Raw genomic sequence first — 18,985 nt, 5'->3', positions numbered from 1 at the left:
CGGCGCCCGCCAGCATGAACGTCGACAAACCCTGCGACGAAAGCCTCCGCAACCCGTTCCCCAACGGGTTTGCGCGCTACTTCGCAGCCACCCGGCCCGCATTCCTGACGGTGACGCTGGCCGGCTCGCTCATCGGGCTGGGGACTGCAGCCGCCAGCGGGCTGGACATCAACCTGGCGAAGGCACTGGTCACGATCCTGTTCGCACTCGTCGCCCACGCGGGGGCGAACGTCATCAACGACTATTTTGACGCGCTCAACGGCACCGATGGCTTCAACACCGAACTGCTGCATCCCTATACCGGTGGCAGCCGCTTCATCCAGAACGGCTACCTGAGCCTCGCGGAGATGCGCCGCTTCGGCTATCTGCTGCTCGCTGCGGTGATCCCGGGAGGCCTGTGGCTGACCATCCTGTCCGGCCCCGGCCTCGTCGCGATCGGCCTGGCCGGGCTTCTCGTTGCCTGGGCGTATTCCGCGCCGCCGCTGAAGCTGATGTCGCGCGGCATGGGAGAAGGGGCGATCACCGCGGGCTGGCTGCTGGTGGTGCTGGGCACCGATTTCGTACAGCGCGGCGAGTTTTCCATATTGCCGCTGGTCGCCGGCCTGCCCTTCGCGCTGCTCGTGGCAGCCATCCTTTACATCAACCAGTTCCCCGACATGCGTGCCGACGCACAGGCGGGCAAGCGCACCCTGGTCGTGCGCCTCGGCCCGCGTGTTGCCAGCCGCGGCTATGTGCTACTGGTCGCCTTCGCCTACCTGTGGCTGGCCGGGGCGCTCGCCGGCGGACAGCTCCCGTGGACCGCGGCCATCGCCCTGCTGCCGCTGGTGTTCTCGGTCAACGCGGCGCGCCAGCTACTCGCCCATGCGATGACGCCGCAGCGGCTGGTGCCACCCATCCGCAACACCATCGCCGCCGCGAACCTCAGCGGCCTGCTGCTCGCGCTCGGCCTGGGTGCGGCGCGCCTCCTGGCATGAGCAGACCGTCGAACCGGGTGCTCGGCACGGTGTTCGTTGCCGCCGCCCTCTTCGGCGGCACCTTCCTCGACGCCGCGCGACAGCGCGCGGCACATGAGCCTGCGCTGCAGCAAACCGAAGCGCTGGTCGAGCGACTGCGCCTCTCGGACATCGCGCTGTTCACCGAAGCGCGCTACACGCGCCACCTTACGCAGGCCGATCTGCACTCGGCCTTTCAGGATCACCCCGTGGCGCTGGAGCACTTTCCCTCGGGCTCCCTGCTCCCGCCACCGAAGAATCTGCTGAGTCGCCATGAACCCCTGGATCGAGAAGCAGCGTCATCTGATTGACTTCACCGCCAGCTCGCTGGCCCGGCGCAAGTCCCGGAGCCTGGGCCTGCTGTTCGTCTATACCTTGCTGGTGTTCGTGCTCGCCTCGGTAGCCCTGTACACCCATGCGCTGCGCAACGAGGCCACGCGTGTGCTCGCGGGCACGCCCGAGATCGTGCTGCAGCGCCTGATCGCCGGTCGCCACGATCTGATTCCGCCTGGCTACCTCGACGACGTCGGCCGCCTGCGCGGGGTGCAGAAGATCGAAGGGCGGCTGTGGGGCTACTACTACGACAGCGTGATGAAGGCGAACTACACCTTCATGGTGGCGACCGACCGCGAGATCGCCGAGGGCGAGATCATCGTCGGCCCTGCGCTGGAGCGCTCTCGCGGGCTGGCCGCCGGCAACGGCATCTCCTTCCGCTCGTATTCGGGCGAACTGCACACCTTCATCATCAACGATGTGCTGCCGCACGAGTCGGAACTCGTCAGCGCCGACCTGGTGCTGCTCAACGAGGCCGACTTCCGCCGCTTCTTCTCCTACCCCGAGGGCCACTACACCGACATCGCGCTGTGGGTGGCAAACCCGAACGAGGTGCGCAACGTCGGTCTCAAGCTGATGGAGAAGCTCCCGGATTCACGCCCCATCCTGCGCGAGGAGGTGCTGCGCACCTATGCTTCGATCTTCGACTGGCGCGAGGGCATGATGCTGGCGCTGCTATCCGCCGCCATCCTCGCCTTCGGCATCTTCGCGTGGGAGAAGGCCGCGGGACTGTCCGCCGAGGAGAAGCGCGAGATCGGCATCCTCAAGGCCATCGGCTGGGAAACCGGCGACGTGATCGCGATGAAGTTCTGGGAGGGCTTCCTGATCTCCGTGCTCGCCTTCCTGATCGGCTACATCGCCGCCTACGTACACGTGTTCCATGGAAACTTCGGCTTGCTGCAGCCGGTCCTCAAGGGGTGGGCGGTGCTGTATCCGAGCTTCTCGCTGACACCAAAGATCGACGGCCTGCAGGTGGCGACGCTGTTCCTGTTCACGGTGCTGCCCTACACCGCGGCGACGCTCGTGCCGATCTGGCGCGCTGCGACCACCGATCCCGACACCGTGATGCGGGGCTGAGACCATGCTCGAACTCGCCAACATCCGCAAGGCCTTCAATCAGGGCCAGCACAACGAATTCTGGGCGCTGAAGGGCATCGACATCGACATCCCGCCGGCGCAGGTCAATGTGCTCAAGGGTCCGTCCGGCTCGGGCAAGACCACGCTGCTCACCATTCTCGGCTGCCTCGCGCGGCCCACCGAGGGCCGGGTGCGGCTCAAGGGCGAAGACATCTCAGGCCTGCCCGAGCGCTTCCTGACCGAGATCCGGCGCAGCACCTTCGGCTTCATCTTCCAGCAGTTCAACCTGGTGCGGGGCCTGACGGCAATCGAAAACATCATCCTGCCCGGCTACCCCAGCGGCACGCCGCGCGCCCGTCTGCTCGAACGCGCCGAGGCGCTGCTCGCAGACATGCAGCTCTCCCACCGGCGCGACGCGAAGGTGGAATGGCTCTCCGGCGGCGAGCAGCAGCGCGTGGCGATCTGCCGCGCGCTGATCAACGACCCCGAGATCCTGATCGCAGACGAGCCCACGGCCAACCTCGACAGCAAGCTCTCGGCCGAATTCCTCGTCATCCTGCAGCGCCTCGCCGCAGCCGGCCGCACCGTGATCCTCACCAGCCACGACCCGCTGGTGGTCGAGTCCGATGTGGTGGACCGCGTGTATTCACTGCGCGACGGTGCGCTCATCGACGTGCACGACAAGGCGGCCGCATGATCTTCCAGCCCGCCATCATCGCCCTGCTGATGGCCGCCAGCCTGAGCCTGGCCATGCTGGTGGCTGCCTCACCCTTCGCCGTCAACCTGATCCGCCACTGGGACATCGGCAGCGGCAGCGAACGCCAGCTCCGGCTCGAGCGCATGACCTACCTGTTCTCGATGCTGGTGGCTCTGGTCTGCGGCCTGCAGTTGCTCGCCACCCTGCTGTTCGTCTTCAACGCCGACAAGATGTCGGTGATGTTCGTGGGTGCAATGTGCGCGGTGGGCGCGCTGAACGCCAACGAGTACGGTTTTCCGGCGCTGTACGCGCAACTGACGCTGTTCTTCGTCGCCTCGACCTGGCTGGCCGTCAACCGGCTGGACAACGCCGCGCGCGACTATCCGCTCATCCGCATCAAGTACACGATGCTGCTCGCCTACGCCCCGCTTGCGGCGGTGGTGCTGTGGCTGCAGTTCAACTACTTCATCAACCTCGAGGCCGATGTCATCACCTCGTGCTGTGGCAGCATGTTCTCGGAAGAGGCCGACACCGTGGCCAGCGAGGTCAGCGCCATGGCGCCACGCAGCGCGATGATCCTGTTCTATGCCGTACTCTCGCTTGCCACCGCGATCGCCTTCTGGCACTGGAAGAGCGCCGGTCGCCGGATCTGGAGCGGACTCGCGGTGGGGGCGAGCTCGATCGCCGCCTTCTTCGTGGCACTGATGGGCGTGGTCGCGTTCATATCGCTGTACATCTACGAGCACCCCAACCATCACTGCCCGTTCTGCATCCTCAAGCCCGAGTACGATTACCAGGGCTATGCGCTCTACGTGCCACTGTTCGCCGCGGCCGCAGCCGGCCTGTCGGCCGGCGTGCTCACACTGTTCGCGCATCGACCCAGCCTTTCCGAGCTGGCTCCCGGGGCGAGCGCACGCCTGGCCGGAATCGCCGCAGCGGGCTTCGCCATCTTCCTGGCGGTGGCGAGCTTCATGGTGCTGCGCTCCAACCTGATCCTGCTCGAGTGACGTCCATGCCGATGACGCGCCTGCTTGCCATGCTTGCCTGCACCCTGCTCACCGCCTGCGGCGGCCCCGACGCCGGCCCCGGAACGGGCAGCCCTGCCCCGCGCTTCGAAGCCGTCGACCTCGACGGCAGCGTGCGCAAGTTCCCCGAGGACTACGCAGGGCGTCCGGTCATCCTCGATTTCTGGGCGGACTGGTGCCGTTACTGCGCCAGCCACATGCAGCGCGTGGATGCCCTGCAGCGCGAGCATGCGGACAGCGGCCTGGCCGTGATCGCCATCAACGTCGCACAGGACCGCGCAACCGCCGCGACCTTCATCGAAAAGCTTGGCGTCAGCTACTCGAGCGTGCTCGACCCCGACTCGCGCATCACCCGTCAGTACGGTGTCCAGGGCCTGCCGATCACCTACTTCATCGACAAGGACGGGCGCATCGCCGGCAAGATCATCGGCGAAGCAGACGAGAAACTGCTCCTCAATCAGCTTTCTCTCATCCTTTCTGCACATGAGTAGACAAAGGTCAAGGCTGTTTCAGCCATTCGGAGGGACGATCCTCCGCGCGGCGCCCATTTTCCAATACCGCCGGCATGCACCGGCACACTCGAGGAGTGCAACATGGATCGCAGAGAAGCCCTGAAGATGTCCGTCCTGGCCAGCATCGGCATGGCCGCAGCCAGCAAGACCAGCGCGCAGACAAACTGTCCCGCCGACGGCACCCCGGCCCAGTTCATCCCCAAGACGGCGCCCGATGCCCAGCCCCAGGCCGACGACATCGCCAAGTATCCCAAATGCCCGTACTGCGGCATGGACCGCAAGCAGTACCACCACTCTCGGATGGTCGTGCACTACGCGGACGACCTCGCCGACGGCACCTGTTCCCTGCATTGCTCGGCGATCAGCCTGTCGCTGAACATCGACCGCGACCCGAAGGCGATCTGGGTAGGCGACAACGCCGTCGAAGGTGATACCAAACCGCTGGTCGAGGTCGAGAAAGCCAGCTTCCTGGTCGGCAGCAAGCTGCCCGGCGTGATGACCGCACGCAGCAAGGTCGCCTACGGCTCTGCCGACGCGGCCAAGGCCTCGCAGGCGGCCAACGGCGGCGAGATCACCGATTTCGACGGCGCGCTGCTCGCCGCCTACACCGACATGTCGGCCGACGTCAGCCGCATCCGCAAGAACCGCGCCGAGCGCCGGCGGAAGATGATGGAGAAGCAGAACAAGTCATGAAGACCCTGCTCGCTCTCGTGTTCGCGGCCTGGACGAGCCTCGCGCTCGCCCAGGCCCCCGCGGCGGATCTGCCCAAGCCGGGCGAGAAGGATCTGTGCCCGGTGTGCGGCATGCTCACCGCGAAGTACCCCAACTGGATCGCGACCATCGTCTACAAGGACGGGCATGCGCACTTCTTCGACGGTGCCAAGGACATGTTCAAGTTCTGGCATGACCCTGGCAAGTATGCCGCCGGCCACAGCCGCGACCAGATCGAGCGCATCGCCGTGACCGAGTACTACGGCCTCACCTCGATCGACGCCAAGGCTGCGTACTACGTCGTCGGCTCGGACGTACTCGGCCCCATGGGGCACGAGTTCGTACCGCTGGAAACCGAAGAGGACGCGGCCGATTTCCTCAAGGAGCACAAGGGTGTGCGCATCCTGCGCTTCGACGAGGTCAGCGCCGAATTGCCGGTGATGCTCGACAAGGGACTTTTCGAGTAAGCCCCGACCGGGCGCAAGCGCGCCTCGCGCACCCCAGGCCGGCCGCGAAACCCGTTTTCGCGGCCGGCTTTTTCGTCACTGCAACAGCAACGCGGCGGAAGCCTCCAGGTCCGCCCGTCGCACCACGCCCATCTTGCTGCCCACCGGCTTGCCGTCGCGGCCGATATATACGGTGAAGGGCAGGCCCGCCTGCGCGTTGCCCAGCGCCTTCATGAGCGGGATCCCATCCTTGCCCGCCACCGCCACCGGGTAGCTCATGTCATAGGCCTTGGCAAAGTCGCGCACGCTCTCGAGCTTGTCCTCGGCCTCCACCGAGACCCCGACCACCTCGATGCCGTCCTCGCCCTGTGCCTCGCGCAGCCGCACGAGCTCCGGGATCTCATCGCGGCACGGCCCGCACCAGCGCGCCCAGAAATTGACGATGAGCGGACGGCCGCGGAACTGCGCCATGTCGACCGGCGCGCCATCCAGACCGGTCATCTTCGCCGCGAAGAAGGCTTCGGTATCGATGCCCTCGGTGGCGTTTGCATTCATGAGGAGGCCGAAGCCGAGTACGGCGACAAGCTTGCGGATCATGGCGGGCGTTCCTTGAGTTCGTTCGGGTGAAATGGATTGAATGGCCCCAGCGGGTTGGCATGGCGGGCCTGCCTGCAGGGCAAACATGGCGCGATTGTGCCAAGCATGGTCATGGACCGCCTGGAGCGGGATCAATTCCCGCTAGGTCTTGTCAAAGACGCGTCGCAAGTGCTTACGCCGCCTGCATTGCCTTCGGTCGATGCAGAGCGTAGCCTTTGTTCAAGCCTCAGCGCCTCTTTCAATGCAACACAGGAGACTCAACATGAGCACGACCGCCCAACCCTCGAAGGACAAACTCGTCGACGACCTCAAGCTACTGATTTCGGACGCAGAAGAACTCCTCAAGCTCACTGCCGACCAGCAAGGCGGCAAGCTCGACGATCTGCGCGCGCGCATCAACACCCGCGTCGCAGTTGCCAAGGATCGCCTGAGCGACGCCGAAGCCGCCCTCGTCGACTCCGGCAAGAAGGCCGTGCGGGCCACCGACGACTATGTGCACGAGAACCCCTGGCAGTCGGTCGGGGTCGCCGCCGGCGTCGCCTTCCTACTGGGTCTGCTGGTCAGCCGCCGCTGAGTCGATGAGCGACGGACCTCGGCCGCGCCTGGCCGACAGCCTGCACGGCATCCTCGACGCCGGCCTGCAGACGGCGCAGACGCGGCTCGAACTGCTCGCGGTCGAGTTGCAGGAAGAGAAGCTCCGTCTCACCGGCTTGGCGCTGAACACCGTGCTGGCCGGGCTGTTGCTCGGCTTCGGACTGGTGTTCGTGATGATCTTCCTGACCGTGCTGTTCTGGGAGGATCACCGCCTGCTCGCGCTCGGTATTTCCACTGCGATCTGCATCGGCGGCGGGCTGCTGGCCGCGAGCAACGCGGCGCGTGCCTTCCGCGCAGGCACGAAGCTGTTCTCTGCCAGCCTCGCCGAACTCGCACGCGACCGCGCCGCCCTCCGGAAACCGGACTGAGCTCCACGCCCACGCATGGACACCCGCCACCTCGACCTCGCGCTGCGCAAGCAGAAGCTTCAACTGCGTGCCGACGCGCAGCGCGAGGATCTTTCGCGCCGGCTCGACGGCATCGACGGCGCCCTAGATCGCGCCGATGGCCTGCGCGAGCACCTCGCATGGGCCAAGGAGCGCATTCCGGTGCTATCGGTGGCCTTGATCACCGTGCTGCTGGTGCGGCCGCGGTTCACGCTGCGCCTGGCCAAGCGCGCCTGGGTGGGCTGGCTGCTGGTGCGCCAGGTGCGCGGCGGCCAACTGTCCGCCCTGCTGCCCGCCGCGGTGCCGTTGTTGCGCGGGCTGCTGGCGCTGATCAGACGCCGGCTCGAGCCTTCGGCAGGATCAGGTTCAGCAACACCGCGACGACGCCGCACAGGCTGACGCCCTGCAGCGTCATGCCGTCGAAGTTCAGCGCCAGACCGCCGATCCCCATCACCAGCACCGAAGACACGATCACCAGGTTGCGCGGCTCTTCCAGATCCACGCGCGCCTTGATCAGCGTGTTCAGGCCCACGCTCGCCACCGAGCCGAACATCAGCATCATGATCCCCCCCATCACCGGCACCGGAATGGAGGCCAGCAGCGCGTTGAACTTGCCAAAGAAGGCGAGGATCACCGCCAGCACCGCCGCCCAGGTCATGATCGCCGGGTTGAAGTTCTTGGTCAGCGTGACCGCGCCGGTCACTTCCGAGTAGGTGGTGATCGGGGGGCCGCCGATCAGCCCCGCGAACAGCACGCCGGCTCCGTCGCCCGCCAGGGTGCGGTGCAGACCGGGCTTCTCGGTGTAGTCCTTTCCAGTCACGCCGCCGATCGCGAGCACGTCGCCGACGTGCTCGATCGCCGGCGCCAGCGCCACGGGCAGCATGAACAGCACCGCGGCAAGCTCGAAGCTCGGGGTGACGAACTGCGGCATCACGAACCAGGGCGCCGCCCCCACCGCAGCGAAATCGACCAGTCCGAACAGGATCGCCGCCAGGTAGCCCGCCCCCACCCCGCACAGGATGGGCACCAGCTTCAGGAAGCCGCGCGCGAACACCGCAACCAGCACCGTGGTCCCGAAGGAGATCCCTGCCACGATAAGCGCAGTGGCGTAGGGCACGAGCTCGATCTTGCCGTCGCCACTGCGCCCCATCGCCATGTTGACGCCCACGGCGGCGAGGGATAGACCGATGATCATGATAATCGGCCCCACCACCACCGGCGGCATGTAGCGGTGCACGATGTCGGCACCATGCTTCCACACCAGGCCGGCAAAGACGAAATACATCAGCGATACGCAAGCGAGCGCGCCCATGGTGGCGGGGATGCCCCAAGTCTGGATGCTGAAGATGATCGGCGCGATGAAGGCGAAGCTGGAGCCGAGGAAGATCGGCACCTGACGCCCGGTAATGAACTGGAACAGCAGCGTACCGACCCCCGCGCCGAGCAATGCGAGCGCGGGATTCAGCCCGGTGAGCAGCGGCACCAGCACCAGCGCACCGAAGGCGACGAACAGGATCTGGGCGCCGGAAATGACCTGCCGCCACAGGGGCTCGGCAGACTGGATGGGAATTTCACGCATGAGGGTTCTCCGCCGGACGCACGCGGCCGGGGTGCCGCGCAGCCGGCATGGTTGTCGTTATCGATGAAACGGTGATGATGCGGTGGCGGCAGCCGCACACGCGCCTGCCGTCGCCACAGCCTCAGTTGTGCCGCGTGCCGAAGATCTTGTCGCCCGCGTCGCCCAGGCCGGGGATGATGTAGCCGTGCTCGTTGAGGTGGCTGTCGATGCTTGCGGTGTAGATGTCGACGTCGGGGTGCTTCTCGTTCATCAGTGCGATGCCCTCGGGCGCCGCCACCAGCACCAGCGCGCGCACGTGGGTGCAGCCCTTGCGCTTGAGCATGTCTACGGTGGCCACCATGGAGCCGCCGGTGGCGAGCATGGGGTCGATAATCAGCGCCATGCGCTCATTCAGCTGGCCGACGAATTTCTCGAAGTAGGGCGCGGGCTGCAGGGTTTCCTCGTTGCGTGCGATACCGACCACGCTTACCTTGGCGCTCGGCACCATGTCGAGCACGCCGTCCAGCATGCCCAGGCCGGCACGCAGAATGGGCACCACGGTGACCTTCTTGCCCTTGATCTGCTCGATCTCGACCGGCCCGGCCCAGCCCTGGATCTCGACCGCCTCGAGCGGGAAGTCCTGGCACGCCTCGTAGGCCAGCAGACGGGCGAGCTCGGCGGTGAGCTCGCGGAATTTCTTGGTGCTGATGTCGCCTTCGCGCATCAGGCCGATCTTGTGGCGCACGAGCGGATGGCGGATTTCGTGGATGGGCATGGCGGTTTCCGGGCGGCAGCGATGATGCGCCTTCTTTTACCGCGCCGTCGCATGGCGCACAAGCACCCCGACGCTGCAAACGGCTAAAATGCGGGGCCGAATTGAACGCAGCTCGAACGCCTGCAGGATTCAGCCCATGTCTCTCGACCTCGAAGAAATCCGCCGCGCCCTCGACGAAGCCGACTGCCTCGCCGATGCAGGCACCGTCGAAGCCGCCCTCGACCGCATGGCCGTGGAGATCACCGCGCGCCTGGCCGGCACCAACCCGCTCGTCTATGCGGTAATGAACGGCGGCCTCATCCTCGCCGGCCGCATCCTGCCGCGCCTGCCCTTCCCGCTCGAGGTCGCCTACCTGCACGCCACCCGCTACGGCCACGCGCTGCAGGGCACACTGCTCGACTGGCGGGTACGCCCCACGCAGGACCTGCGCGGACGCACCGTGCTGGTGCTCGACGACATCCTCGATGAAGGCCACACGCTCAAGGCCATCATCGAACACCTGAAGGAAGAAGGCGCCGCCGAGGTGCTGTCCGCGGTGCTGGTGCACAAGCTGCACGAGCGCAAGGCCGCCCCGGGCATGCGCGCGGACTTTTCCGGCCTCGACATCGCGGACCGCTTCCTGTTCGGCTGCGGCATGGATTACAAGGGCTACTGGCGCAACGCGCCCGGCATCTACGCCGTCAAGGGCCTCTGAGCCCAAGGGAGATCGATATGCTCGTTACTTTCAAGTCCCACGCCAGCGCAGACGTCATCATGTTCGGCGATGCTGCGAAGAAACTCATCAAGATCGTCGGCAAGGATCCGCTCGACGCCCAGGGCATCATCACCGCCCAGCAACTGCCCGACGCCATCGCACGGCTCAAGGCCGCGATCGAGGAAGACCGCGCCCGTGAGGCCGAGCTCGAACGCCAGCGCAACCCCGACCACGAGCAGACGGAGAAGGAAGCCGGTCACGCGGGCATGGCCGCACCCGTCGGGCTCGCCCAGCGCGCCTGGCCCTTGCTGAACATGATGGAAGCGTCGCTGCACGAGGAAGCCCCGGTGGTCTGGGGCGTCTGAGACTCGCCATCGCACCCACGCGTCATTGCAAGCAACTGTCCGCGGGAGCCGACGGCCGATTTCACCGTGGGCGCGGGCTTGCCTGCGGACATCCACCCTCTTGCGGCAGTTTTCGCGGCCATGGCCGCTCCCACGGACGTCAGCCGCGGCCGACGAAGCGCGCGTCCACCTCACGCATGCGCGCACAGCCGATCAAACCGAGCGTGCGCTCCATCTCGCTGCGCAGGATGTCCAGCCCCCGCGCAGCACCGGCCGAGCCCGCCGCAGCCAGTCCGTAGAGCGTCGCACGCCCTGACATCGCCGCATCCGCGCCGAGCGCGCGCGCCTTGACGAAATCGCTGCCGCGCCGGAAACCGCTGTCCACGATCACCGTCATCTCCGCGCCCACCGCCTGACGCACCGCAGCCAGTGTCTCGATCGGCGCCGGGGCACCATCGAGCTGCCGGCCGCCATGGTTGCTCACCACCACACCGTCCGCGCCCGCCTCCTTCGCCCGCAGCGCATCCTCAGGCAGCAGTACGCCCTTCACCAGCAGCTTGCGCGGCCACAGGGCGCGCAGCCAGCACACGTCCTCCCAGGTGAGCGAGGTATCCATCTGCGCGGCGAGGAAGGCTGCGGCGTTCTTCGCGCTGTCCATGCCGGGCGGCAGGAAGTCGCCCAGGTTGCGAAAGCGCGGCATGCCGTGCGGCACGAGCACATCCCAAACCCAGGCAGGATGCCGGGCCACATCGAACACGTTGCCCCAGCTGAGTTTCATCGGCGCGCGGTAGTTGCGCCGGTCCCACTCGCGGTTACCGAACACCGAAGCGTCAGTGGTAAGCACGATCGCCTCGCAGCCAGCGAGCTCGGCCCGCTTCACTACCGCGGCAAGGTTGTCGCGGTCCTTGAAAGGGTAGATCTGCATCCAGTGGCGCACGCCGATCTCGGCGATCTCCTCCAGCGCCACCGTCGATACCATGCTCTGACAGAACGGAATGCCGGCCACCTTCGCCGCCTCGGCCAGCACGCGGTCACCTGCGTGCGTCAGCAGCCCGTTGAAACCGGTCGGCGCGATGATCGCGGGCAGTGCGATGTCCACATCGAACAGCGGCACTGCGAGGGAGCGCTGCGACACATCGACCAGCGTACGCGGCAAGAGCAAAACCTCATCGAGCGCGCTGCGATTGCGCGCCAGCGTGAGCTCGTCGTCGGCGCCGCCCTCGACATACTCGAGGCAGAAGTTCGGCAGCCGATGTTCCGCCATGGCGCGCAGCTCGGCGATGCTCTGGGCACGTGCAGGGTTTCGCCCGCGATAGAGCTTTCGTCTTGAGGGCACGGATAGGAATGGATGAGCAGATGATGGTCGAATTGTAACCCCCGCGTCGCATGCTGCCTGCCTGCGCCTTGTGGGCTATCCCCAGGCTTGGTACCCACAGCCGGTGGGCGTACACTTCCACCGCATCCAACTTCTCCGCGAGGACTGCCGCATGGCCGGCCGCAAGAAGAACCTTCCGCTCGTCTACGCCTGCTCGGGCTGCTCCAGCGCCGCGCAGATGGCGAACCACGTCGCCCTGCGCCTGGACCATGAAGGCGAGGCGGAGATGTCGTGCATCGCCGGCGTCGGCGGCAACGTGCCGGCGCTGGTCAGGATTGCGCGCTCGGGCCGCCCCATTCTGGCGCTCGACGGCTGTGCGCTGGAATGCACGAAGAGCAGCCTCACCGAGCGCGGCGTGGCACCGTCGATCCACCTGCTGCTCAACGAGCAGGGGGTGAAAAAGCGCTATGCGAGCGACTTCGACCCGGAGGAGGCCGACGCCGTCTTCAGGCAGGCACGTGCGCACGCACATGACCTGCGCATGCAGATGGAGCAGGATGGCGTGGGCACGCCTCCCCGGCGGCCCGCAAAGGCAAACAAGAACGGGACGGCTTGAACTTGCGGCGCCCCGCACCGATATGAGCAAAGGCTGACTTTTACGGAGTGCCTGTCATGTCCGAAGCCCTGCACCTCGTCTGCCCGCACTGCCACGCGGTCAACCGCGTTCCTGCCGCGCGCCTGGGCGAAAACCCAGCATGCGGCCAGTGCAGGCAACCGCTCTTCACCGCCCAGCCCCTCGAGCTCGACGGCCCCCACTTCGACCGCCACATCGGCCGCAACGACATCCCGGTGCTGGTGGATTTCTGGGCACCCTGGTGCGGCCCCTGCCGCATGATGGCGCCCGCCTTCGCGCAGGCGGCGAGCATGCTCGAGCCACAGTTCCGCGTTGCCAAGCTGGATACCGAAGCCCACCAGGCCATCGCCGCACGCCATGGCATCCGCAGCATCCCAACACTGGCCTTGTTCCGTGGCGGCCGCGAGATCGCCCGCCAGGCGGGCGCCATGGCCGCCGCCGACATCGTGCGCTGGGCGCGCTCGCATGTGGGCTGAGCACCACCGGACCGTCTGTACCGGCAGGACACCAGCCCCGCCGTGGGACCGGCCCGGCCTTCAGGCCGCGGCCAGCGCCATCCACCCCCAATACACCACCATTGCGCCCGCGATCGACAACGCGAGGTGTAGTGCCACGCTCACCATCGGCCAGCGCCAGCTGCCCGTTTCGGTGCGCATCACGACCAGCGTCGCCACGCAGGGGATGAACAACATGGTCGCGGTGAGGAAGGCCAGCGCCGAACCCACCGGGATGCTCGCCGAGAGCACCTCGGCCAGCGCCTGGCCTTCGCCCTCGATACCGTACAGGATGCCAAGTGCGGCGATGGCGTTCTCCTTGGCGACGAAGCTCGCCAGCAGCGCGACGATGAGCCGCCAGTCGAGGCCGAGCAGCTCGCTCACCGGCGCGATGCCTTGGCCGAAGCGGCCGAGCCAGCTCTGTTCCAGCCCCTCACCGGGGAAGTAGGCGAGCGCCCACAGCACCACCGAGAAGATCAGGATCAGGCTGCCCGCATTGCGCAGGAAGGCGATCACGTGCCGGCGCACGAAGCGCCCGATGGTACGCACACTGGGCACGTGATAGAGCGGCATCTCCATGATGAAGAACACGCGCTTGCCGCGGAACAGGGAGCGGTTGAAGAGGCTCCCCGCCACCGCCACCAGCAGCAGGTTCACACCGATGAAGGCGAGCGTCACCGCCAGCGCCACATCGCCGAAGAACACCGGTGCGAGAAACGCGAGCACCAGCAGGCGCGCGCTGCACGGCACCAGCGGCGCAAGCAGGATGGTGAGCAGGCGGCCGCTGGGCGAGTCGATCACGCGCGCGCCCATCACCGCCGGCACGTTGCAGCCGAAACCCAGGCACAGTGGGAGGAAGCTCTTGCCGTGCAGGCCCATGCGGTGCATGTAGCGGTCCATGACGTAGGCCGCGCGGGCGAAATAGCCGGTGTCCTCGAGCAGCGCGAGCGCGGCGAAGAACACCGCCAGCAGCGGCACGAAGGTGATCACCGTACCGGCGCCGCCGAGCACCCCGTCGATGAGCAGGCCCGAGACCCAGGGCGGCGCGTTCGCCAGGCGCTCGCCCAGCCAGACGCCGAGCGGCTCGATCAGCCCGCTCTCGAGCCAGTCCTGCACCGGCCCGGCGAGCTCGAAGGTGAGCCCGAAGATGAGCGCGAACACACCCATCAGCAGCACCAGGCCCCACACCGGATGCAGGGCGATGCGGTCGAGCCGGTCGGTCAGGCTCACCTGGCCGAGGCGGGGGCGTCGCACCGCGGCGCGCGCCATGCGCTCGATCCACTCGTAGCGCCCCGCGGCGATGTCGAGCACCGCGTCCTCGTGCTCTCCGAGCAGGGCCTCGATCTGCGCCCACACCGGCTCGGGCGCCCACTGGCGTGCCAGGTCGATGAGCTCACCGTCGCCCTCGAGCAGCTTCATCGCCACCCAGTGCGCCGGATAGGGGGCGGGCACGTGCCCCTCAAGCAGTGCATGCACCGCGGCGAGCACCTCGCGGTGCGGCGCGGCGATCTCCGGACGCACCGGCTTGCATGCCGATGGGTCAACGGCCAGACGCAACGCGGTGCCGACGAGCACCGCCACGCCTTGCGCCCGCCGCGCAACCAGCGGCACCACCGGCAGGCCGAGCGCCGCCGCGAACACCCCGGGGTCGATGTCGATGCCCTGCGAGGCGGCGACGTCGGTCATGTTGAGTCCGAGCACGATCGGCGTATCGAGCCCGAGCGCGAGCAGCTCGGCGAGCAGATAGAGACTGCGCTCAAGCGCCGAGGCGTCGGCGATCACCATCACCACGTCGGGTTTCTCGAAGATCAGGAAATCACGCGCGACGCGCTCCTCGGGAGAATTGGCGGTGAGGCTGTAGGTGCCGGGCAGGTCCACCAGCGTGGCCTCGACGCCCTCATGGCGGACGGTGCCCTCGGCGCGCTCCACGGTCTTGCCGGCCCAGTTGCCGACGTGCTGCTCGAGCCCGGTGAGCAGGTTGAACACCGTCGTCTTGCCGACGTTGGGCTGTCCGGCGAGGCCGATGAGCACGCGCTCGCGTCCGCTTGCCGCTGCGCTCATGTCGGGCACGCCTCGACCAGGACCTTGTTGGCCTCGCCCCGACCGAGCGCAAGCCGGGTGTCGCGCACGCGCACTAGCATCGGGCCGCGGCCGCTGTTCTGCATCACCTCGACCGATGCGCCCAGCACCATGCCCATCGCCGCGAGCCGGCTGGCGAACTCGTTGCCGCCGGACAGCTCGCGCACCACCGCGCGCGCATGCGCCGGCAGCCGATCCAGGGGAGAAAGGGAGATCGCGTTCATTCGTGCTCCGAAGCCGGTGCGATGCGCTCCATCGCCAGCCCGACACATGCGAGGGAGATCAATCCGGCGGCCCGGAAAACGAGGGGTCGAGTGCGGTTGTCGTTCATGTCCGGAGTGAAGCAATTTGGGTGCCACGAAACCCGTGAAAACGTGGCCGGTTTTCAGCGCCTCAGCCAGGATCGCAGCAAACAACTGCCACGCATTGCGTCAGACTGCGTCATGGCTACGTCAAATTTGTCTGCTTTCGGCAGACTGCCATTACTGCCTGCCAGGCCCTGCCACGCCAAACCCCAGCCACACCATCGTGTGCGAGCGCCGCCCAGGAAAACCTCAACTGCTGGCACGCGGCTTGCGTGTGGAAGCGCGCAGGAAGCCGACAACATAGTCGGCCCAGCGCAAGGTTTGCGTCTCCGTCCGCACCGCGAGGTTCGGCGAGTCGTGATCCACCGCCCCCACCCCAGGCCGCGCCAGCTGACGGACGTTCCAATGGAACCACACCGCCGGCGATGGCGCGGCACCCATTTCCGTAACAGGAGTACCCGTGTCCACGCATCGCAAACTGATTCACCGTCTGGCCTTCGCCGACGGCATCGCCCTGCTCATGCTCGTCTTCGTCGCGGTGCCGGTGAAGTACATGCTGGATCAGCCGATCGGCGTAAAGCTCCTCGGCCCCGTACACGGCGTGCTGTTCCTGTCACTGGCGATCAGCACCATCGCAGCACTCGTTCGCGGCGCGCTCAAGCCTTCGCTCGGTGCAATGCTGCTGATCGGAGCGCTGCTTCCGCTCGGCGCATTCTTCGCCGACGGCCAACTCAGGAAGACCTACCCCGAACTTCGCTAGCCGGAGCCTCACGATGAACGCCCCTGTTCCGTCCGCCATTCCGTCCGCCCCCGCTGCGCCCGCACCATCCACATCTGCAGCCGCCGAGCCCCTTGACCGGCTGACGCATTTTCCGGTCGCCCTGTTCTCGATCGTGATGGGCCTCGCCGGACTCGCTCTCGCCTGGATCAAGGCCCACCACGTATCGGGCGCCCCCGAAGCCATCGGCGACCTGCTGCGCCTGCTCGCTTCAGGCATCTTCCTGTTCCTGCTCGCGGTGTATGCGAGCAAGCTACTGCGCCGCCCTCAGGCGGTGCGTGCCGACTGGATGCATCCGGTGAAACTGAATTTCTTCCCCGCCATATCCATCGGCCTGATCCTGCTCTCCGTGGCCTGGGGGCGCGACATGCCGGGTACGGCCGCGTGGATCTGGGGCCTCGGGGCGGCGCTGCACCTTGCGTTCACGCTCGCCGCGATGAGCAGTTGGATCCACCACCCTCGCTACAAGCTCGAGCACGCCAACCCGGCCTGGTTCATCCCGGTGGTGGGCAACATCCTGGTGCCGATCGCTGGCGTGGGCTTCGCACCAGTGGATGTGAGCTGGTTCTTCTTCAGCATCGGAGTGGTCTTCTGGCTGGTGCTGATGACCATCATCCTGCACCGCCTGTTCTTCAACGAGCCACTGCCGGCCCGCCTCGCGCCGACGCTGTTCATCCTCATCGCGCCGCCGGCTGCCGGCTTCCTCGCCTACGTGGCGCTGATCGACGGCCTCGACGTCTTTGCCCGCGTGCTCTATTTCACCGCGCTCTTCCTCACCCTGCTGCTGGCAAGCAACGCGCTGCGCTTCTTCCGCCTGCCGTTCGCGATCTCGGGCTGGGCCTACTCCTTCCCGCTCGCGGCGATGACGCTGGCGAGCTTCGAGATGGGCGTGCGCAGCGGGCTGGGCTTCTACACCTCGCTCGCCTGGCTGTTGCTCGCGGTGCTCACCGCAGTCGTGGCGCTGCTGAGCGTGAAGACGCTGGCGGCCGCCTCGAAAGGGAAGATCTGCGTTCCGGAGTAAGCGCCCCCCCATACAGTAGCGGCGCAACGCGCCTAAACTGCATGCGCCGCGCCGGGTTTCTGCATCAGCACCACATCCTTGCACGGAATCTCGCACTGCCAGCCGAGCAGGCGGGCGATGTGGCGGAAGGTGGCCTCGCGGTAAAACACCACGTGGGTCGGGTCGCGCCGGTAGTGCCAGTTTGCGAAGCGCGCATCGTCGGTCTGGAAGCAGGTCATCAGCGCCAGCCAGCCCCCGGGGTGCAGCATGCGGTCAAAGCGGCTGAACTCGGTCGCAGGATCATGGAAGTGCTCGGCCACCTCGGTGCAGGTAATGAAGTCGTAGCGGCGCATGAGCACGGCTGCATCAGGTGCGAAGAAGGGGTCATAGAGCGCCACCCGATGCCCCGCTTCGCGCAGCATGGTCGCCAGCGCAGGCCCAGGCCCGCAGCCGTAGTCAAGTCCGTCACAAGCCGGCGGCAGGCGCACCAGCAAGGGCTCGGCCAGACGGAACAGGAAGCGCCGGTAGCCGATGTCCTGAAGATCGTTCGCATGCAGCAGGTACTCCGCCCGCTCATCGGCCTGCGCCGGTCGCTGCGCAGGCACGAGGAAGGTTGCCTCGCAGATCTCGCAGCGCCAGTAGTCACGCCCACCCACCGTGATGAAGGGTCGCGGCGCGGGGTCCAGACACACCGGGCAGGCCGGGCAAGACGGAGCGGCGCCAGACACGGACATCGGCGTTCAGAAATGCCAGGCGACCTGCAGCGTCGGCGCGTCGGTGTCGATACCCGGAAGCGGGCGCCCATCGGGATACGTCTGGTTGCCGAGCTTGTTGCGCCAGTATTCATAGCCGATGCCGACGAGCAGGGACTTCTTCCGGCCCCAGGCCATCTGCCCGACATCAATCATCAGCGCAGTACGCATGAGGGTCTCGGTGCCGGTGCGGGTGCCGGCGTAGTCACGCCCCTTCTCGCCGTTGATGGCGAGGAAGCCTTCGAACTGCAGCGGCACCGAGCCGGCCCGGAACGGAATACCCCACACCAGATTGACCACCCACTGCGGATCGAAGCCGATCTCGCGCTTCGGACAGACCGGCGCGCCGAGCCGGCAGCGGTTCCACTCCTTGCCCACCATCAGGCTCAGGTCAAGGTAGCCGGGCACGTCGAACTTGAAGGTGGGGCCGACCACGACGAAGCGTTTGCGCGGCGAAAACGCGGTGTCCTTGGTGTTGAGGTCGAAGCCAGCGCTCAGGGCCACCTCCTTCACCGGCCCGAACGCGAAGCTGCGCTCGAACGCCTTGCCCAGGTGGAGTTGGTGACGGTAGGCGAGATATACCTCGGTCGCGCCACGGCTGTGCCCTTTCTTCGGGTCGGTCGCGTCGGAGCGAAGGGCCTTGAGGCTGAGAAAATTCTGTCCGAGCGCGTAGCCACTCGCATGGGTGAACTGCACGATGTCCTTGCGCACCTCGCGCCGGTTGCCTGGCTCGGTAAACTCGGTGCCGCGGACGTAGGTGACGGCGTTGTCGTACCAGTTCGCGGCCTGGGTCGCCATCGGCATTCCCGCCAGCACAGCGGCGCATGCGAGGAACAGGGGATAGGGAGCCGTGCTCATGCGGTACCTGCGGTCCAGGGTGATCGTTC

Annotated in this window: 25 protein-coding genes; 17 read left to right on the top strand and 8 right to left on the bottom strand. The window is 66.8% G+C overall.

From position 1 onward, the window contains the following. The first annotated feature begins 14 nt into the window (after positions 1–14). From ACPT9U_RS04215 to ACPT9U_RS04180, 8 genes are all read left to right on the top strand, one after another. Positions 15–974, top strand: coding sequence for a prenyltransferase (locus ACPT9U_RS04215; protein WP_418363841.1), 960 nt, complete (start codon positions 15–17; stop codon positions 972–974). Continuing rightward, the gene (locus tag ACPT9U_RS04210) at positions 971–1,303 is read left to right on the top strand and encodes a hypothetical protein (RefSeq protein ID WP_435749991.1); all 333 of its coding nucleotides are present in this window, start codon (positions 971–973) and stop codon (positions 1,301–1,303) included. The genes ACPT9U_RS04215 and ACPT9U_RS04210 overlap by 4 nt, the downstream gene beginning before the upstream one ends. Next, positions 1,266–2,402 (top strand): ABC transporter permease, encoded by a 1,137-nt coding sequence (locus tag ACPT9U_RS04205; protein ID WP_418363843.1) that lies wholly within the window; start codon positions 1,266–1,268, stop codon positions 2,400–2,402. Before ACPT9U_RS04210 ends, ACPT9U_RS04205 begins: the two co-directional genes overlap by 38 nt. Before the next feature lie 4 nt (positions 2,403–2,406). Continuing rightward, positions 2,407–3,099, top strand: coding sequence for an ABC transporter ATP-binding protein (locus tag ACPT9U_RS04200; RefSeq protein ID WP_418363844.1), 693 nt, complete (start codon positions 2,407–2,409; stop codon positions 3,097–3,099). Further along, the gene (locus ACPT9U_RS04195; RefSeq protein WP_418363845.1) at positions 3,096–4,106 is read left to right on the top strand and encodes a hypothetical protein; all 1,011 of its coding nucleotides are present in this window, start codon (positions 3,096–3,098) and stop codon (positions 4,104–4,106) included. The genes ACPT9U_RS04200 and ACPT9U_RS04195 overlap by 4 nt, the downstream gene beginning before the upstream one ends. Before the next feature lie 5 nt (positions 4,107–4,111). Beyond that, positions 4,112–4,615, top strand: coding sequence for a TlpA family protein disulfide reductase (locus tag ACPT9U_RS04190; RefSeq protein WP_435749989.1), 504 nt, complete (start codon positions 4,112–4,114; stop codon positions 4,613–4,615). Positions 4,616–4,717: 102 nt separating this feature from the next. Beyond that, the gene (locus ACPT9U_RS04185; protein ID WP_435749988.1) at positions 4,718–5,329 is read left to right on the top strand and encodes a nitrous oxide reductase accessory protein NosL; all 612 of its coding nucleotides are present in this window, start codon (positions 4,718–4,720) and stop codon (positions 5,327–5,329) included. Continuing rightward, the gene (locus tag ACPT9U_RS04180; RefSeq protein ID WP_418363848.1) at positions 5,326–5,814 is read left to right on the top strand and encodes a nitrous oxide reductase accessory protein NosL; all 489 of its coding nucleotides are present in this window, start codon (positions 5,326–5,328) and stop codon (positions 5,812–5,814) included. Before ACPT9U_RS04185 ends, ACPT9U_RS04180 begins: the two co-directional genes overlap by 4 nt. 75 nt (positions 5,815–5,889) lie before the next feature. Here ACPT9U_RS04180 and ACPT9U_RS04175 read toward each other — a convergent pair whose 3' ends face one another. After that, complete coding sequence (locus ACPT9U_RS04175; protein ID WP_418363849.1) at positions 5,890–6,390, bottom strand: TlpA family protein disulfide reductase; 501 nt, start codon at positions 6,388–6,390, stop codon at positions 5,890–5,892. 262 nt (positions 6,391–6,652) lie between these two features. Between ACPT9U_RS04175 and ACPT9U_RS04170 the strand changes: the two genes are divergently transcribed. Genes ACPT9U_RS04170 through ACPT9U_RS04160 form a run of 3 tightly spaced genes read left to right on the top strand, consistent with a single transcriptional unit; the run spans position 6,653 to position 7,769 of the window. Further along, entirely contained in the window at positions 6,653–6,964 is a 312-nt protein-coding gene (locus ACPT9U_RS04170; protein ID WP_418363850.1) for a DUF883 family protein, read from the top strand. Between the two features lie 4 nt (positions 6,965–6,968). Further along, a complete protein-coding gene (locus tag ACPT9U_RS04165) occupies positions 6,969–7,352 on the top strand; it encodes a phage holin family protein (protein ID WP_418363851.1) in 384 nt (127 codons plus the stop codon). A gap of 15 nt (positions 7,353–7,367) precedes the next feature. Continuing rightward, complete coding sequence (locus ACPT9U_RS04160; protein WP_418363852.1) at positions 7,368–7,769, top strand: YqjK-like family protein; 402 nt, start codon at positions 7,368–7,370, stop codon at positions 7,767–7,769. Here the strand turns inward: ACPT9U_RS04160 and ACPT9U_RS04155 are convergent. Both ACPT9U_RS04155 and upp read right to left on the bottom strand, forming a co-directional pair. Next, positions 7,702–8,949, bottom strand: a complete 1,248-nt coding sequence (locus ACPT9U_RS04155) for a uracil-xanthine permease family protein (RefSeq protein WP_418363853.1) — start codon at positions 8,947–8,949, stop codon at positions 7,702–7,704. The genes ACPT9U_RS04160 and ACPT9U_RS04155 overlap by 68 nt on opposite strands. Before the next feature lie 121 nt (positions 8,950–9,070). After that, the gene (gene upp, locus ACPT9U_RS04150; protein WP_418363854.1) at positions 9,071–9,703 is read right to left on the bottom strand and encodes a uracil phosphoribosyltransferase; all 633 of its coding nucleotides are present in this window, start codon (positions 9,701–9,703) and stop codon (positions 9,071–9,073) included. 136 nt (positions 9,704–9,839) lie between these two features. On the opposite strand from upp, the gene ACPT9U_RS04145 reads away from it, so the two are divergent. Further along, positions 9,840–10,397 (top strand): hypoxanthine-guanine phosphoribosyltransferase, encoded by a 558-nt coding sequence (locus tag ACPT9U_RS04145; protein ID WP_418363855.1) that lies wholly within the window; start codon positions 9,840–9,842, stop codon positions 10,395–10,397. A gap of 17 nt (positions 10,398–10,414) precedes the next feature. Next, positions 10,415–10,762 (top strand): DUF1840 domain-containing protein, encoded by a 348-nt coding sequence (locus ACPT9U_RS04140; RefSeq protein WP_418363856.1) that lies wholly within the window; start codon positions 10,415–10,417, stop codon positions 10,760–10,762. Positions 10,763–10,901: 139 nt separating this feature from the next. On the opposite strand, the gene ACPT9U_RS04135 is transcribed toward ACPT9U_RS04140, so the two are convergent. Continuing rightward, entirely contained in the window at positions 10,902–12,005 is a 1,104-nt protein-coding gene (locus tag ACPT9U_RS04135; RefSeq protein ID WP_418363857.1) for an alpha-hydroxy acid oxidase, read from the bottom strand. A 223-nt stretch (positions 12,006–12,228) separates the two neighbouring features. On the opposite strand from ACPT9U_RS04135, the gene ACPT9U_RS04130 reads away from it, so the two are divergent. Together ACPT9U_RS04130 and trxC are read left to right on the top strand one after the other, a co-directional pair. After that, on the top strand, positions 12,229–12,672 hold the full coding sequence (locus ACPT9U_RS04130; RefSeq protein ID WP_435749987.1) for a putative zinc-binding protein: 444 nt from the start codon (positions 12,229–12,231) through the stop codon (positions 12,670–12,672). Between the two features lie 56 nt (positions 12,673–12,728). After that, positions 12,729–13,166 (top strand): thioredoxin TrxC, encoded by a 438-nt coding sequence (gene trxC / locus ACPT9U_RS04125; protein WP_418363859.1) that lies wholly within the window; start codon positions 12,729–12,731, stop codon positions 13,164–13,166. 60 nt (positions 13,167–13,226) lie between these two features. Here the strand turns inward: trxC and feoB are convergent, their stop codons facing one another. Both feoB and ACPT9U_RS04115 read right to left on the bottom strand, forming a co-directional pair. Further along, entirely contained in the window at positions 13,227–15,245 is a 2,019-nt protein-coding gene (gene feoB, locus ACPT9U_RS04120) for a ferrous iron transport protein B (protein WP_435749986.1), read from the bottom strand. Further along, entirely contained in the window at positions 15,242–15,487 is a 246-nt protein-coding gene (locus tag ACPT9U_RS04115) for a FeoA family protein (RefSeq protein ID WP_435749985.1), read from the bottom strand. The genes feoB and ACPT9U_RS04115 overlap by 4 nt, the downstream gene beginning before the upstream one ends. Positions 15,488–16,028: 541 nt before the next feature. Between ACPT9U_RS04115 and ACPT9U_RS04110 the strand changes: the two genes are divergently transcribed. After that, complete coding sequence (locus tag ACPT9U_RS04110; RefSeq protein WP_418363864.1) at positions 16,029–16,328, top strand: DUF3817 domain-containing protein; 300 nt, start codon at positions 16,029–16,031, stop codon at positions 16,326–16,328. A 13-nt stretch (positions 16,329–16,341) separates the two neighbouring features. Further along, complete coding sequence (locus ACPT9U_RS04105; protein ID WP_435749984.1) at positions 16,342–17,367, top strand: SLAC1 anion channel family protein; 1,026 nt, start codon at positions 16,342–16,344, stop codon at positions 17,365–17,367. Between the two features lie 32 nt (positions 17,368–17,399). Here ACPT9U_RS04105 and ACPT9U_RS04100 read toward each other — a convergent pair whose 3' ends face one another. Continuing rightward, entirely contained in the window at positions 17,400–18,080 is a 681-nt protein-coding gene (locus ACPT9U_RS04100; RefSeq protein ID WP_418363866.1) for a class I SAM-dependent methyltransferase, read from the bottom strand. 6 nt (positions 18,081–18,086) lie between these two features. Further along, positions 18,087–18,956, bottom strand: a complete 870-nt coding sequence (locus tag ACPT9U_RS04095; protein ID WP_435749983.1) for a hypothetical protein — start codon at positions 18,954–18,956, stop codon at positions 18,087–18,089. Positions 18,957–18,985 lie beyond the last annotated feature (29 nt).

The organism is Thauera sp. AutoDN2 (genome assembly GCF_051280715.1).
Taxonomy (GTDB): Bacteria; Pseudomonadota; Gammaproteobacteria; order Burkholderiales; family Rhodocyclaceae; genus Thauera.
Note: the sequence above shows the minus strand (reverse complement) of the source record. Positions and strands in the feature narration are given on the sequence as shown.

What these genes read in the sequence shown, in the direction of transcription:
- ACPT9U_RS04195 (WP_418363845.1), top strand. Translation starts at nt 3,096, where the DNA reads ATGATCTTCCAGCCCGCCATCATCGCCCTGCTGATGGCCGCCAGCCTG.
- ACPT9U_RS04100 (WP_418363866.1), bottom strand. Translation starts at nt 18,080, where the DNA reads ATGTCCGTGTCTGGCGCCGCTCCGTCTTGCCCGGCCTGCCCGGTGTGT.
- ACPT9U_RS04205 (WP_418363843.1), top strand. Translation starts at nt 1,266, where the DNA reads ATGAACCCCTGGATCGAGAAGCAGCGTCATCTGATTGACTTCACCGCC.
- ACPT9U_RS04175 (WP_418363849.1), bottom strand. Translation starts at nt 6,390, where the DNA reads ATGATCCGCAAGCTTGTCGCCGTACTCGGCTTCGGCCTCCTCATGAAT.
- ACPT9U_RS04210 (WP_435749991.1), top strand. Translation starts at nt 971, where the DNA reads ATGAGCAGACCGTCGAACCGGGTGCTCGGCACGGTGTTCGTTGCCGCC.
- ACPT9U_RS04095 (WP_435749983.1), bottom strand. Translation starts at nt 18,956, where the DNA reads ATGAGCACGGCTCCCTATCCCCTGTTCCTCGCATGCGCCGCTGTGCTG.
- feoB (WP_435749986.1), bottom strand. Translation starts at nt 15,245, where the DNA reads ATGAGCGCAGCGGCAAGCGGACGCGAGCGCGTGCTCATCGGCCTCGCC.
- ACPT9U_RS04160 (WP_418363852.1), top strand. Translation starts at nt 7,368, where the DNA reads ATGGACACCCGCCACCTCGACCTCGCGCTGCGCAAGCAGAAGCTTCAA.
- ACPT9U_RS04215 (WP_418363841.1), top strand. Translation starts at nt 15, where the DNA reads ATGAACGTCGACAAACCCTGCGACGAAAGCCTCCGCAACCCGTTCCCC.
- ACPT9U_RS04185 (WP_435749988.1), top strand. Translation starts at nt 4,718, where the DNA reads ATGGATCGCAGAGAAGCCCTGAAGATGTCCGTCCTGGCCAGCATCGGC.
- upp (WP_418363854.1), bottom strand. Translation starts at nt 9,703, where the DNA reads ATGCCCATCCACGAAATCCGCCATCCGCTCGTGCGCCACAAGATCGGC.
- ACPT9U_RS04190 (WP_435749989.1), top strand. Translation starts at nt 4,112, where the DNA reads ATGCCGATGACGCGCCTGCTTGCCATGCTTGCCTGCACCCTGCTCACC.
- ACPT9U_RS04145 (WP_418363855.1), top strand. Translation starts at nt 9,840, where the DNA reads ATGTCTCTCGACCTCGAAGAAATCCGCCGCGCCCTCGACGAAGCCGAC.
- ACPT9U_RS04155 (WP_418363853.1), bottom strand. Translation starts at nt 8,949, where the DNA reads ATGCGTGAAATTCCCATCCAGTCTGCCGAGCCCCTGTGGCGGCAGGTC.
- ACPT9U_RS04115 (WP_435749985.1), bottom strand. Translation starts at nt 15,487, where the DNA reads ATGAACGCGATCTCCCTTTCTCCCCTGGATCGGCTGCCGGCGCATGCG.
- ACPT9U_RS04105 (WP_435749984.1), top strand. Translation starts at nt 16,342, where the DNA reads ATGAACGCCCCTGTTCCGTCCGCCATTCCGTCCGCCCCCGCTGCGCCC.
- ACPT9U_RS04135 (WP_418363857.1), bottom strand. Translation starts at nt 12,005, where the DNA reads ATGGCGGAACATCGGCTGCCGAACTTCTGCCTCGAGTATGTCGAGGGC.
- ACPT9U_RS04170 (WP_418363850.1), top strand. Translation starts at nt 6,653, where the DNA reads ATGAGCACGACCGCCCAACCCTCGAAGGACAAACTCGTCGACGACCTC.
- ACPT9U_RS04130 (WP_435749987.1), top strand. Translation starts at nt 12,229, where the DNA reads ATGGCCGGCCGCAAGAAGAACCTTCCGCTCGTCTACGCCTGCTCGGGC.
- ACPT9U_RS04165 (WP_418363851.1), top strand. Translation starts at nt 6,969, where the DNA reads ATGAGCGACGGACCTCGGCCGCGCCTGGCCGACAGCCTGCACGGCATC.
- ACPT9U_RS04180 (WP_418363848.1), top strand. Translation starts at nt 5,326, where the DNA reads ATGAAGACCCTGCTCGCTCTCGTGTTCGCGGCCTGGACGAGCCTCGCG.
- ACPT9U_RS04140 (WP_418363856.1), top strand. Translation starts at nt 10,415, where the DNA reads ATGCTCGTTACTTTCAAGTCCCACGCCAGCGCAGACGTCATCATGTTC.
- trxC (WP_418363859.1), top strand. Translation starts at nt 12,729, where the DNA reads ATGTCCGAAGCCCTGCACCTCGTCTGCCCGCACTGCCACGCGGTCAAC.
- ACPT9U_RS04200 (WP_418363844.1), top strand. Translation starts at nt 2,407, where the DNA reads ATGCTCGAACTCGCCAACATCCGCAAGGCCTTCAATCAGGGCCAGCAC.